A 12,039-nucleotide genomic window follows, 5' to 3' on the forward strand; every position below is an offset into this window, starting at 1 on the left:
CCGATCAGGTCTTGGCGAAGACCACCGAGGAGGGGCCCGCCTGGGTCATCACCGGTGAACCGCCCTCGCCGCCGAGATCGACCCGCCCCGCAGTCACGGTGACGGTCGTGCCGCCGACCTTCACCACCACCTTGCTGATGCCAGTGATCTCGATGGTCTTGCCCGTGATCTTCTGCGGCCGGTCCTTGGCGTCGTGCCAGATCCCGTCGTCACCGAGGTAGCGGGTGGCGTTGCCCTTGTCGTCGTAGAGGGTGGTCTGCCCCGGCTTCTGCTTGCGCGGCCGGGACGGCGCGTGCTCCAGGCCGAGCGCCGCGTTCAACAATCGACCGCCATCGTCGCCGCCGAACTGCAGCCCCATGCCGTGGGAGCCAACGGGCGGGTTCGAGCTGAGCCCAAAGTGCTGGACGCGCGGGACCTTCTTCAGGGTCTCGTTCGGCAGGCCGTGAAGCGTCAGGGTCTGCTGCTCGCCGTCGTCGTCGGCCTCGACGTGCTCGACCCGGAAGAGGCGGCCACCCATCAGGCGCCCCCGCGCTTGGAGAATGCGCCGTAGTCGATCTTCGAATCGTCGAGCTGCGCGTCGTCGAGGCCAGCGCCGACGTCCGGGCTCTCGCTACCACCGCCGTCGCCCGCGCCGGACCCGGAGCCCTTGCCGCCGGACTGCGCGCCTAGCGTGCGCGGGTCCACCAGCGTCAGGTCCGCCCAGGTGCCGGACCCCTCAGACTCGCCGACCACTTGGTTGAAGGTCACGGTCGAGATCGCGAGGTCCTGGTCGATCTTGTCGCTTGGCATCCGGACCGCCACGAGGTTGCCGGGCTCCCAGAGCCGGCCGGCCTCGTCGCGCCACGATGCGACGCAGGCGATGATCGAGATGCCGGAGCCCGAGCGGCGGAGCTTGCGCCACTTGGCGCGGCGTTTCAGCTCCTTCGAGGTGTCCGAGCCCTCGTTGAACAGGATCTCCGGGCGATAGCGCTCGACGCTGTCGTCCTCCTCGGTCTCCTCCTGGCGGAGGCTGTCCTTGTCGGTCCCGAGGCTCTTCTGGCCGCGCACGTGGATGTGCGACCGCTTGTGCTTGATCGACAGCCGCAGCTTGATGCTCTCGATCGGCGGCTCGCCCTCGACGAGAGCCCCGGCGTGGCGCTTGCCGCCGGCCCGGGTGATCTTCACCCGCCCGTCGGGCTGACCCATCAGCAGCAGCGCCTCGCGCCGCGCCTCCCGCTCCAAGGTCACGAAGAACGGCTGGCCCGGCACGTGCTGAACCATGGGGATCTTGGCCAGCGTCTGGTCCGTAAAGAACCCTATGCCGAACTCGTCGAACTCCTTGGCGACCCCGAGCAGGTCCTTCTTCTCGACCAGCCCGGTCTTGTGCTTGGTCGGCGGGCAGTCGATCGCGTCGCCCGCCTTCGAGCGCCCGGCGATACCGACGTCGCGACGCGCGCCGCGCCCGGTCTCGGACTCGTACTCATCGGCGTAGCCGGTGCACATCAGGTCGCCGCCGCCGCGCGCGCCGACATCCTCGTCCGGGGTCGCCTGGATCTCGACCAAACCGCCGCGGCGCACGGCGTCCGCCTCGTCGGTCCAGGCCGGGTTCGTGCATCGGAGCGAGAACGAGATTGCGGCGGCCTCGGCCGAGCGGGTGATGTGCACGCCCTGCCAACCCTGGAGCGCGTGGCCACCGACGATCAGGCTGACGATCTCTCCTTCACCGGCCACGAGTCAGGCCCCGAGCGGCGGGTCGTATGCGCGATCAAACTCGCCGCAGAGCATGAACATCGACACGACAGGCCACACCGCGTTTGGGGCGCCCAGACTTTCCACGAAGTGGGGCGCTCTGAACCGACAGACCCCTTGGTTTGGATCATTGCCCCCAAGCAGAACAATCGGATCGATCCGGCCGAAATGCCGGCAGGTCACACAGGACTCTGGGCCAGGAACGAGATGATGGACCCGCATCAAGCTCTCCTCGGAGCCAGCGCCTCGAACGACGCCGGCATGTGGAACGGGGTCCCGACGCGGTTGCGCGCCACCAGCTCGGGCGCGCGCGTCGGGTCGGCGTAGAGCGACCACGCGAGGGCGGTCGACGGGAAGGAGCGCGTCGCACTCGGCGCGGATCAGCGGTTGCAGGCTGCCGGCGAGGTCCACGAGGTGCGCGCAGGTCTGGTTCGCCGCGGTGGTCAGCACGAAGGCCGCGGGCTGGCCCAGCGCCGCCGCGACGCGGTCGACGGCGCCCTCAAGCGCCCGGGTGATCCGGTCGCGCGCCGCGCTCGCCGCCTGCCGGTCGCCGAACTCCGTCCGGGCCTCGCACAGGAACGCCTCGCCCAGGCAGGCGGCCTCGACGCTGACGCACAGCGCCCGGGCGAGGCTGTAGGCCTGGGTGAGCACCGGGGAGGCGCTCGACGGCGCGCACATCCGCGTCGCCGCCGCGGCGGCGAAGAGCCCCGCGCTGGCGTCGGCCGGATCGGCGTCCCGGGCCAGCACCTGCACGGTGGCGATCAGCTCCGCCGCGATCGCCGCGGCACCGCCGAGGCTGGTCAACCGGGGCGCGGTGATGCCGGCGATCCGGCGGCAGGCCGAGCCGACAGACTGCGCCGTCGCGGCCGGCAGCGGCAGGCCGCGCGCGAGGCCCGTGATCACGTCAGCCAGCGCGACCGCCGAGACCGCTGCGCCGGCGATGGCGGATGAGGGAGGCGAGGCCATGCCGATCCCTCAGAACGGGGGCAGGAATCCGATGAGCTCGTCGGGCACGAACGCCGCGATGGCATCGGAGACGATGTCGCCGAGGGTGTCGAGCGCGCCCTGGGCGATGCGATCGCCGAGCGCGATCGGGGACGGTCCGCCGGCCTCCGACCCCTGCTCAAGGAATTTCAGGTCGAACGCGACCTTGCCCATCTCGGTCTTGCGGTTGTTCGTCGAGCAGCCGACGCAGTGCGCGATGATCGGGTCGGTGATCGGCAGCACCAGCATGCCGGCGCTGGGCGTCGAGCACCGCTCCACGAAGGCCATCGCTGCGGCGTCCGCGTCGTCGCCGACGATGTAGCCGGTGACGTGATAGGTCCGGGCCTTCCGGCCCATGTCCTCGGTGCCGTGGACCTCGGCCTTGGCGTAGGGGTGGAGCGCGACGAGGCGACCGGACTCGCCGATTCCCTCGTCCTCGACGTGGAACGGGAAGCCCTTGAACGAGGCGCCCGGGATGGTCTTCGGCCAGTTACGCACCGGTCAGCGCGCCCCGCCCGGCAGCAACTTCGCCAGCTCGCGCTCGACCTCGACGAGGAGGTCGGTCTCGACCATCCGGTTGAAGGTCGCCGCGGTCTGGCCGCTGACCATCTCGTAGGGGATGAACACGCCGGATTTCTCCTTCATGATCTTTCCCCGCCAGCGCTTCCCGTCCACGTTGACGTAGACCTGGCCGTTCAGCTTCGAGACCATCTGGCGCCGCCCGCGCGGGCCGGACCGCCGGAAGCCGCCCGGGACGAAATCGGCCTTGCCCCGCACCGTCGCGGCGACACCGCCGGCCACCTCGTGCGCGCCGAAGTAGCGGAACGAGATCTCGCCGCCGCGGGTAATCAGCATCACGCGCGGGTTCTGGGGCGAGGCCCGGACGGGCCGCACCGCCTTGTCGATGATCCGCCGGGACAGGCCGGTCTGCTTCACCAGGACCGGCACGAGCACGCTGCGGGTCTTCGTCAGCATCCGGTTCAGGACGTTGGCCTGGGCGTTCGGGAGGCGCTTCCCGAAGGCGTCCAGGCCCTTCATCGCCTCCATGCCGGAGGTCTGAGCGGAGATGTTCAGAGCCATGGCCGATCTCAGGTCCAGTCGCTCAGGTCTTCCTTCGCACCGGGCTCGGAGATGCCCAGATCCGCCGTCATGCCGCCGCGGCCCCGTACCTTCAGAGAGGTGGCGCGAACGCCGCTGCGCCGAAGACCGGTGAGCTCGATCTGGCCGTAGAATCCGGCGTTCTCAAACCGCTCGGCCGCCGCATGCATCCGGTCGGCCGCCGCACGCATGTCGGCCCTGCCGCCTGTGCCCGCACCGAGACCACCCGCGGGCGCCTCCGGGATCTCCAGACCACTGCGGGTGATCGACCGGATCGACCCGTCCGGCATCTTCATCGTGCCGTTGCCGAGGTCGAGGCCTTCCTTGCCGTCGAGGCCCTTCACGAGCTTGGGTTCGCCATCCTGGGCGCTTTTGTAGGCACCCAACCGACGGGCGTTCCCCAGTTCGCCCCGGTGGACCTTGAACCCTTCCCAGGCCCCGAACCCCTGCCGGCGCCGGATGACGTCGGCGAGTTTGCGTTGGTTTTCGGGTGAAAACTTATCGTCCCAGCCGAGGCCGGCTTCGCCCATGAAGGTCTTCATGGTCTGACCGACGATCTGGAACGCACCGAGCGCCGAGGATGACCCATGGCGGGCGCGAACCGTCCGGCCGAAGCGGTAGGCCTCGGCCAGCGACATATCGGTCAGCGGCTTGTTGGGTAAGCCGTAGCGACCGTTTCCGAGCACGACGTTGTAGGGGTCTTTGCCAGCCGTTCCCTCGGCCCGCATGATCGCTTCGTGCCAGCTATCGCCGGCTCCGGTGCCGAGACCGAACGCGCCCCTGGGGACAACGCGCCCGACGCCAGAGCCCCCAGCTCCGCCATCGCCGCGCGCCAGACCTCCGCCCCCGACGCCCCCTGAGCCGGCACCGCCACCTACGCTGCCGCCGAAGCCACCGCCGCCCGGGCTGAAGCTCGCGCGCTGGATCAGTCCACCGCCACCTCCGCCGCCACCCGCACCTCCACCGGGCACGAAGTTGATCGGGAGCATGATCCCGGCCCCGACCGCCTCGGTGATCTTCTGGAGCAGCGTCTTGCCCGCCTCGACGCCGGTCTCGTCGGCCTTGGTCTTGAAGTCCTCCAGCATGGCCGGGCGCTTCGGCGGCAGCGGTGCATCGACGATGGCTTTGCCCATCGTCTCGCCCACCTTCTTGCCGGCCTCCTCGCTACCGCCAGCCCAGGTCGGCATGGTCTTCGTCCACCAATCGCGGACCCACGGGGTATCCGGCGCAAGGCCTTCCATTGGGTTCGCCTCGGTCGCGCCGCCGGTCGCCGGATCGACCGAGGCCGCCCCCTTCTCGGCGAGTACCTTCGGCATCTCCTGCGCGGTAGCGTAGCCTGCAACAGCGGCCCCAGCGCCGAGGCCGACGACGATGCCGCCCAGTCCGAAGCCAGCGAGCGCTGGAGCGCCTGCCGAAGCCATGGTCTTCACCGTGTCCGGCACCGTGCCGCCCTGCAGCCGGATCGCGGCGGCGTCGAGCAGGATGGCCGAGTGGTCCAGTGCCGCAGCCGAGGTCTTCAGGCCGAAGCCGCTGCTCAAGGCGTTGTAGATCGCGGCCGACGCCAGCCCGGCCCCCGCCAGCCCAACGCCGGCCGCTACCGGTGCCTCGAATTTGGCGATGGTCGGGTGCGCCTTGTTGAACTCGTCCATGCGCAGAGAGAACGAGCCGATCCCCGCGGAGATCGAGTCGAGCGCATGTGCGGACTGAGCCATGATCGGCGAAGACAGTACGCCGAGGAAGGTCTCGAAGGACTTACTGAGGGCACCCATCCCTGCATTGGGATCGCTGCGGTTCAGTTCAGCGCCCTTCAAGCCGGTCGCGCCTTCGTACATCTTGGCGTGGGCCTCGAAGCTCTCCCGCTGCTGGATCAGTTTAGCGACGACGTTGGCGCCCGTACCGGTGAAATTCTTCTGCACCCAGGCCATCTGGTCGCTCTCGGTCTTGATGCCAGCCTTCTCCAAGTGCGGCAGCAGAACCGTGTAAACCCACTGGTCGAGGTCCGAAGCGGCGAGGTCGTCACCCTTTACAGCGTGCTTGACGCCAGCTTTGGTGCCCTTCACCTCGCCCGTCTTCAGGATGTCGAGATTCTTCCGGTCGATGAGACCGATCCGGGCAAACTCCTTGGCCTTGGAATGCAGGTTCTGCATCCCACCGACGATCTGGCGTGTCGCCACGTCGATCGAGTTACCAGCGGTCGAGCCACCAAGTTCCTGGCCTAGTGATTGCGCAGTCGTCATGACGAAGCGATCCGACCAACGCCCACCGGACGTCTTCGAATACTTCTGCATCTCGTAGATGCCCTCCGGCGTCACCGTCGAACCCATGACCTGCATGGCCTTCAGGTAGCCGTCGAGCAACTTGGTGAACCGCTCCGGGTCCTTCGCCGCGCCGATCGCCTCGGCGCCCTTCACGAGCAGGTTCAGCCCGTGCGAAGCGGTGCCGGTCTTGTCCTTAGCGTCGAGCAGCGACTTGGCCCGCACCATCGGATCGATGATGTGGTCGACCTCGTGCGGATCCGTCATCACGGACCGCATCTCCTTCCAGAGCTCCATGACAGAGGCCTGGGTCACGTTCTTGTACTGGACAGCGAGCTTCAGACTCTGATCGGTGATGTGCTGACGCTCGGCGAACCCGATGCCAGCCTTCGCCATATCGACGCGGTTGCTCTGGACTTCGGCGCCGGACTTCGCGCTCTCGGCCACAACGTGACCGACGCCGTGAACTCCAACGGCGCCGCTGGCCACAGCTGCGCTGGCACCGATCAACCCATGCGCCCGACGATGGCGCAGGAATTCAGCCTCTTCCTTCGCGTGATGCGCGGTGGCGCGGGCCGCCTGCTCCTCGACACGGATCTGCCGACGCATAGCCTCGGTCGCGGCCTCCGTCGTCGAGCGTAGGCGCTGCTGATGCCCCTCAAGGTTTCGCAGGTCGGCTCCGAACTTCGTAGCCGATGCTTCTGCGTGCTGGAGCGCGGAAGACTGTGCGGCCACGGCCGCCGTCGCCCGGCGCACGTCGCCCTCGGCCTTCTTCTGCGCGGCCGTGTAGTTGCGGACCGCCGCAGTGGCTGCCTCGATCTGCTTCGCCTCAGCAGAGCCCTTCGCGGCCTTCACGCCGTCGAAGGCAGATCGAGCGGCCTTGGCCTGCTCAAGGGCCTTCGCGGTCGCCTGCGCCGCGCTGGTGGTGGCTTTTAGCCCAGCTTCTGCGGCAGCGAGCCCGGACCGAGCCGACATCGCGGCGTTGACCGCTTTGGACGCCTGCTCGACCTGGTGGAAGTCCTTGGCCATCCGCTGCAGGGGAGCCGAGACCTTCGAGACCTCCTCAAGCTGCCGGACGCTCTTCACCACGCTGGCGATAGAGGCGCTGGCGCCCTTGTCCTCGCCCGAGATGACGAGGCGAGCTTCAATGGTCTTCGCCATTCAAGGCCCCCCTCAGCGCCCGCGCTGTCCTGCCCGCGGGCGCTCCCGCTCCCGGCGTTCCGCGCGCTCGACCGCGCGTGAGTACCAGTCGATCATCTGCGCGAAAGTCAGGCGGCCGACGGCGTCGGGTCCCCATTCGAGGTCGAAGACGAGGGATTCGGCGACGCCGTCGAGCCAGCGGTCACTCTTGGATCGACGGCGAGGAAAAAACCGCAGATCGCGCCCTCGACGCGCTTCGTGTCCTTCATGCCAAGCTGAGACAGCAAAGCAGGGTCGCCAGCCTGCTGCCCTTCGACGATGAGACGCTCGGCGTAGTCTCTCACCCGGTCCGGAAGCGGCACCGGCCGGACCATATTCGGATCCTCGGGCGACTGCGCCCAGACGTAGGGGTCACCGATCGAGGTGTAGTCGTCCCATCGTGGCTCGCGGAACTCCAACTGGGTGTGGACCTTGTGGCCCACAATCCTCTGGTCGAGGACAACGATCGCGTTGGGCATCGTGGCTCCTGGCCGGGCGCGGCCTATCTTCCCGTCGCTCTGGCGAAGGAAAGCTCACATGCGTGTGGTGGTAGTTGTCGCGATGTCTCTACTCGGCTGCGGAGCCGCGCGGGCTGATCCGTGCGACGTGCAGACTGCCGAAGTTGTTCAGGCTACCGGCGCCCGGTACGATCACCGATCTCCAAGTGGCGAGAACGTTTTCCTTAAGCATCCATTCGCTCAGGAATTCGTTATGAGCTGCCGAGATAGAGGCTTAGTAGGGCCTGGGCACGTCAGCTTGTCCTTCGATGGGGCTTATCCGTCCCCGGGCTACTTCGATCTTCTGGCAGAAGCCGGCGCAGCCTCGCTCAGAATTTCCGCCGATGAGGTGCGGCGCTTAGCAGTGCGCTGCCATAAAGCGGCGCTTGCGGACAGCGACGAGCTGGCGGAAGCAGAGTCGAAGATCGCTCATGTCGAATGCCAGTCGTTCCGGCGGGATGGGGGTGGCACCGTCATCAGTGTCTGGCCCCCAACTAATGGCTGATGCGGTTCGAATTAGACCGCCCGATACTGGTCCGACGCCACCGACATGCCGGTGACCTCGCCGGTGTCGGTGTCGATGTCCGGCTCACCGACCCAGGAACCCGACGTGAAGTAGTGGGTCCGGCCCGCATCGTCCTCGATGAAGGTCACGTCGACATCGCGCAGCAGCATGTCGGACGTCCAGGAAATCGCGGCGGTCTTGCTGCCGCGGTCGAAGCTGAGCGACACCATAGCCAGCTTCGCCTCGACCGTCCGGTAGGCGGTACCGTCGCGGTTCGGATCCGCCTTCGGGGTCGCCTGCGCGGGCTTGATGCTGGCTTTGCCACGGCCGGAGAACCGCTGGCCGCCAATCCGCACGCTGTATCGTCCGCCCTTGGTATCCATGGCCGGCCTTCCTCAAGATGATGATGGTGGGGAGCGGCCGGGCCGCGACGGGGTGGGGCGAGGCCGAGGCCTCAGATCCCCTGGTCGGACTGGTCGAGGTAGCTGGTCTGGTTGACCGCGTTGATCCGCAGCTGCGCCGCCGCCGTAATCGGCAGGTAGTAGTTCACCCGATCGTTGGCGTAGTCGGCGAAGATCCGGATGTTGGCCACGAACAGGTCGAGCTGGCGGATGATGCCGGCGCGGTGCAGGTCGGTCGCAGCGTGGACCGAGGTCTGCTCCAGGTCGATCGGCGTGACGACACCCTGCAGGTTGGCCGGGTTGTCCTCCATCAGCGCCGAGCGCGGGTAGGTGCCCGCGATCTTGTTCCGGAAGTAGCGGGCGGCGTAGGCCGCGATCGCCACGTCCTCAATGTCGAGCCAGGTCCGGTCCGACAGCCCGGAGGCGTTGACCCGGTAGGTGGTCACGATGCGGTCGCAAGCCATCTGGCCGTCGGCCGTGACCGTGAAGGTCGAGATGCCGTTGCGCAGCAGGCTGTCGCGGTCCGCCTGGGCGAAGATCGCGTTCGGATCCTTGGGCGGACGCAGGCCGCGCAGCACACGGGTCTGCATCGGCCGGGCGATCTCGATCGCGTTGGCCAGCGAACGCCCGAGGTTCTTCAGGAACGCGATCTCGCCACCGAGCGAGGCCGAGACGCACCAGGCGGCCTGGGGCCACTGGTGGATTCCGGCGACGGTCACGTGCCGGTCGTTGCGGGTCTGCCCGAAGGTGGTCTGCGTCGACAGGTTGCCGTGGTTGTGGGTGGTGTAGTGCCCCAGCAGGCCCACCAGCGGCGCGGAGCGGCCGGAGCCGGCGTCCGAGAGGAAGTCGCGCACGACGTTAAGCTGCGCGGTCGAGGAGTACGGCCCGCAGATCCAGTCGGCGTTCTGCGCGCCGAGCTTCGCCAGCACCGCGGCCATGTCGACGTCGCCGGTGCCGCCCGCCATCGGGGTGATGGTCACCGTGATGCCGGCCACCTCCATCTCGTCGCCGTCGAGGCCCTCCTCGATGCGCCAGCCGTTCGTCTCCGTGCCCGGGTGGCGCGCCGTCAGCGTCACCTCGGTGGCGGTCGGTGTGCCGCCGGTCTTCACCGCCGCGCCCACCGGCGCCAGCATGCGCACGTTGAACTTGGTGTAGCCCTGAGCGAAGCGCGCCACGAAGGCGGCGGCCACGGTCGCGGCCGTGTCGCCGATGGCCACGTTCACGTCGTAACGCTCACCGCCGAGGTAGCGCGTGATCGTGCCGGTCGCGGTTGCCGTACCGGCGAAGGCGAGCGCGCCCGCCGAGGCCGCCGGGTTGGCGCCGACCGCCGGCGTCGCATCCACGAACAGCATCTCGCCGAGCGGGTTCTGCTGGCGGGCGTACAGGATCTGCTCTGCACCCATCGAGCCGAGGCCGCACAGGGCGTTCGGGTTCTGGCCGCCGACGTTGATCGGCAAGGCGCGGAGAGCCGCGGGCGAGCCGGTCAACGCGCGGCCGAGGATGACCTGGCGCGAGGTGCCGGAGTAGTTCGGCGGGCCGGCGTTGAACTCGACCATGAAGGCCGGCACGAGCACATCGGCCGGCGTGTTCTCGAAGGCGACGGGGCCCTGGGGCATCGGCGGGATCTCCAGCGTGAGAGGGAGCCGCAGGGCGGTCCCGTGAGGGGATTACGGGGCGGTGGCGCGGCCGGCCGGGGCGCCGCTCGTAGCGGCCTTCGGCGGATCGGCCTGCGGGTTCTTGCCGGCGTCCGCTTCGGCCGCGGCCTTCCTCGGCGCCTTGGTGTCGGCCTCGTCCTCCACGGGGACGTCCTTCACCTTGATGTCGCCGCGGGCCTCCAGCCGGGCCCAGTGCACGGACCACTCGACCTCGGACCAGCCGGACGGGAGGTCGTTGCGGCGGACGGGATCCGGGATCGAGGCGCCGGCGTCGGCGGGCTTGACGAGCTTGCGCATCAGGGCACCTGCGGAAGGTTGACGGAGACTTCGGTCGGCAGCGTGCCGGGCGCCTGGTCAGGCACGACGACGGGCTGCGATGGCGGGGTGGTGGCGGGCACGATCGCCCGGGCGAGATCCTGGGCGATGGCCAGGCACGTCCGGTATCCAGTCGATCCCTCGGCCATGGCCTGGGCCACGGTGAGCAACGGATCCGGCAGGGCGCCGAACGGGCCGGCCGGAAGCGCATAGGTCTCGACGTCCTCGCCCTTCAGCTCCACGCGGAAGGTGAGCATGTGGATGGCGAGCCGCTCGCCACCGTCGTCGGGCGAGAAGCGCTGCAGGTCGCGCTTCGAGACCCGCCGGGTGACAGCAGTGAGCAGGAGGCGGCCGGCCGCAGTCTTCTGCCGGGCTCGCGGGTGCGTCATGCCCGTGGTGAGGATCCACTCGGCGCACTGGGCGAGCAGGTTGAGCGCCGCTTCCTGCTCACCATCCGTCTCGGGCCGGAAGATGTACTGGTCGTCCCCGTCCTCGACGAACTGCGCCATCCCGATGTCGAGGACGAGGTTGCACGAGTCGTTGAAGGGCTCGCCGCCGTTCTGCGGGTTCCAGGCTTCACCGCTCAGATCCTCAGTCGCCACGGTGATGACCGGGACCGGAGCCTTGTCGTCGAAGTTACCGATGCGCGAGTCGTAGATCCGACCCTGGCACTGGGCGTCGATGACAGGGTGCGAGTTCAGCGCTTCGATCACTGCGAGACGCAGGGCGGTAAGAGCCAGGGTCATCGCGTGATCGGGGTCAGCGGGACTTGAAGACCGGCACGGCCGCGCGACAGCGGCACGCCGGCGCGGAACCGCTCACCCGTCTTGAGGCGGGTGACGCGGTCGTTGGCCTGGAGGCCCGGGAAGCCGTTCGCCAGGGGGGTCAGGCGCAGATGAGGGCCGTCGGCGGCGATCTTCCGGGTGGTGTTATCCGCCATGGCCCGGCCCTTCGCGTTTTGGGTCGAGCCGATGTCGCGGTAGGTCGCCCGGAACTGGACCGGCGGGCGGGTGTCGTCCGTCACCGCCCGCGCATTCACGTCGGGCCGGCCGTTCACCGTCGGAACGGCGAGCGGCTCCAGGAGGAAGTCCTCTCCGAAGAACGCGTCGAGGCGCTGGAGCGCCGCCGACCACTGCTCATCGAAGGCGGACATCGGGCTCAGGCGGCCCGCAGCGCCGCGATGACCTCGGCCTTGTTGCCGGCCTTGGACACGTCGACGCCGCGCTCGGCGGCGAGCTTGTCGAGGTCGGCCCGGGTCATCCCGTCGAGGTCGGGCTCGTCGCCCTCGCTCTCCTCGTGCGCCTTCTCGCTGCCCTCGCCGCTGGCGTCGGCCACGACGTGCGTGCCGGCCTGGAGCGCAGCCTGCGCCTCGTCCCAGCCGAGATGCACGATCTCGTCCTTGCCCTTCTCGCGCAACCGCAT

General features: G+C 68.7%; 13 protein-coding genes. All 13 read right to left on the reverse strand.

Going from position 1 to position 12,039, the window contains the following annotated elements; genetic code table 11:
• Positions 1 to 4: 4 nt before the first annotated feature.
• On the reverse strand, positions 5 to 517 hold the full coding sequence (locus tag MKK82_RS08865; protein ID WP_243985338.1) for a phage baseplate assembly protein: 513 nt from the start codon (positions 515 to 517) through the stop codon (positions 5 to 7).
• Complete coding sequence (locus tag MKK82_RS08870; protein WP_243985339.1) at positions 517 to 1,710, reverse strand: phage baseplate assembly protein; 1,194 nt, start codon at positions 1,708 to 1,710, stop codon at positions 517 to 519. The genes MKK82_RS08865 and MKK82_RS08870 overlap by 1 nt, the downstream gene beginning before the upstream one ends.
• 3 nt (positions 1,711 to 1,713) lie before the next feature.
• Positions 1,714 to 2,694, reverse strand: coding sequence for a hypothetical protein (locus MKK82_RS08875; protein WP_243985341.1), 981 nt, complete (start codon positions 2,692 to 2,694; stop codon positions 1,714 to 1,716).
• A gap of 9 nt (positions 2,695 to 2,703) precedes the next feature.
• Positions 2,704 to 3,210 (reverse strand): DNA circularization N-terminal domain-containing protein, encoded by a 507-nt coding sequence (locus tag MKK82_RS08880; protein ID WP_243985342.1) that lies wholly within the window; start codon positions 3,208 to 3,210, stop codon positions 2,704 to 2,706.
• Positions 3,211 to 3,213: 3 nt separating this feature from the next.
• Positions 3,214 to 3,792: a hypothetical protein gene (locus MKK82_RS08885; RefSeq protein WP_243985343.1), complete on the reverse strand. Its 579-nt coding sequence runs from the start codon at positions 3,790 to 3,792 to the stop codon at positions 3,214 to 3,216.
• 8 nt (positions 3,793 to 3,800) lie between these two features.
• Complete coding sequence (locus tag MKK82_RS08890; RefSeq protein WP_243985344.1) at positions 3,801 to 7,226, reverse strand: hypothetical protein; 3,426 nt, start codon at positions 7,224 to 7,226, stop codon at positions 3,801 to 3,803.
• A gap of 107 nt (positions 7,227 to 7,333) precedes the next feature.
• Positions 7,334 to 7,723 (reverse strand): hypothetical protein, encoded by a 390-nt coding sequence (locus MKK82_RS08895; RefSeq protein ID WP_243985345.1) that lies wholly within the window; start codon positions 7,721 to 7,723, stop codon positions 7,334 to 7,336.
• Positions 7,724 to 8,257: 534 nt separating this feature from the next.
• Positions 8,258 to 8,629 carry a phage tail tube protein gene (locus tag MKK82_RS08900; protein ID WP_243985346.1) on the reverse strand — a complete coding sequence of 124 codons (372 nt, stop codon included), beginning with the start codon at positions 8,627 to 8,629 and terminating at the stop codon, positions 8,258 to 8,260.
• 71 nt (positions 8,630 to 8,700) lie between these two features.
• Complete coding sequence (locus tag MKK82_RS08905) at positions 8,701 to 10,263, reverse strand: phage tail sheath subtilisin-like domain-containing protein (RefSeq protein ID WP_243985347.1); 1,563 nt, start codon at positions 10,261 to 10,263, stop codon at positions 8,701 to 8,703.
• A gap of 51 nt (positions 10,264 to 10,314) precedes the next feature.
• Entirely contained in the window at positions 10,315 to 10,599 is a 285-nt protein-coding gene (locus tag MKK82_RS08910; RefSeq protein WP_243985349.1) for a hypothetical protein, read from the reverse strand.
• Positions 10,599 to 11,363, reverse strand: coding sequence for a hypothetical protein (locus MKK82_RS08915; protein ID WP_243985351.1), 765 nt, complete (start codon positions 11,361 to 11,363; stop codon positions 10,599 to 10,601). The genes MKK82_RS08910 and MKK82_RS08915 overlap by 1 nt, the downstream gene beginning before the upstream one ends.
• The gene (locus MKK82_RS08920; protein ID WP_243985353.1) at positions 11,360 to 11,770 is read right to left on the reverse strand and encodes a hypothetical protein; all 411 of its coding nucleotides are present in this window, start codon (positions 11,768 to 11,770) and stop codon (positions 11,360 to 11,362) included. Before MKK82_RS08920 ends, MKK82_RS08915 begins: the two co-directional genes overlap by 4 nt.
• 5 nt (positions 11,771 to 11,775) lie before the next feature.
• The gene (locus MKK82_RS08925) at positions 11,776 to 12,039 is read right to left on the reverse strand and encodes a hypothetical protein (protein ID WP_243985354.1); all 264 of its coding nucleotides are present in this window, start codon (positions 12,037 to 12,039) and stop codon (positions 11,776 to 11,778) included.

The sequence above is a fragment of the Methylobacterium sp. E-046 genome (genome assembly GCF_022829625.1).
Lineage (GTDB): Bacteria > Pseudomonadota > Alphaproteobacteria > Rhizobiales > Beijerinckiaceae > Methylobacterium > Methylobacterium longum.

Bases quoted from the DNA above. Each gene is read 5' to 3' on its own strand.
- MKK82_RS08920 (WP_243985353.1), bottom strand. From the start codon at position 11,770: ATGTCCGCCTTCGATGAGCAGTGGTCGGCGGCGCTCCAGCGCCTCGAC.
- MKK82_RS08865 (WP_243985338.1), bottom strand. From the start codon at position 517: ATGGGTGGCCGCCTCTTCCGGGTCGAGCACGTCGAGGCCGACGACGAC.
- MKK82_RS08915 (WP_243985351.1), bottom strand. From the start codon at position 11,363: ATGACCCTGGCTCTTACCGCCCTGCGTCTCGCAGTGATCGAAGCGCTG.
- MKK82_RS08925 (WP_243985354.1), bottom strand. From the start codon at position 12,039: ATGCGGTTGCGCGAGAAGGGCAAGGACGAGATCGTGCATCTCGGCTGG.
- MKK82_RS08890 (WP_243985344.1), bottom strand. From the start codon at position 7,226: ATGGCGAAGACCATTGAAGCTCGCCTCGTCATCTCGGGCGAGGACAAG.
- MKK82_RS08900 (WP_243985346.1), bottom strand. From the start codon at position 8,629: ATGGATACCAAGGGCGGACGATACAGCGTGCGGATTGGCGGCCAGCGG.
- MKK82_RS08905 (WP_243985347.1), bottom strand. From the start codon at position 10,263: ATGCCCCAGGGCCCCGTCGCCTTCGAGAACACGCCGGCCGATGTGCTC.
- MKK82_RS08910 (WP_243985349.1), bottom strand. From the start codon at position 10,599: ATGCGCAAGCTCGTCAAGCCCGCCGACGCCGGCGCCTCGATCCCGGAT.
- MKK82_RS08885 (WP_243985343.1), bottom strand. From the start codon at position 3,792: ATGGCTCTGAACATCTCCGCTCAGACCTCCGGCATGGAGGCGATGAAG.
- MKK82_RS08895 (WP_243985345.1), bottom strand. From the start codon at position 7,723: ATGCCCAACGCGATCGTTGTCCTCGACCAGAGGATTGTGGGCCACAAG.
- MKK82_RS08875 (WP_243985341.1), bottom strand. From the start codon at position 2,694: ATGGCCTCGCCTCCCTCATCCGCCATCGCCGGCGCAGCGGTCTCGGCG.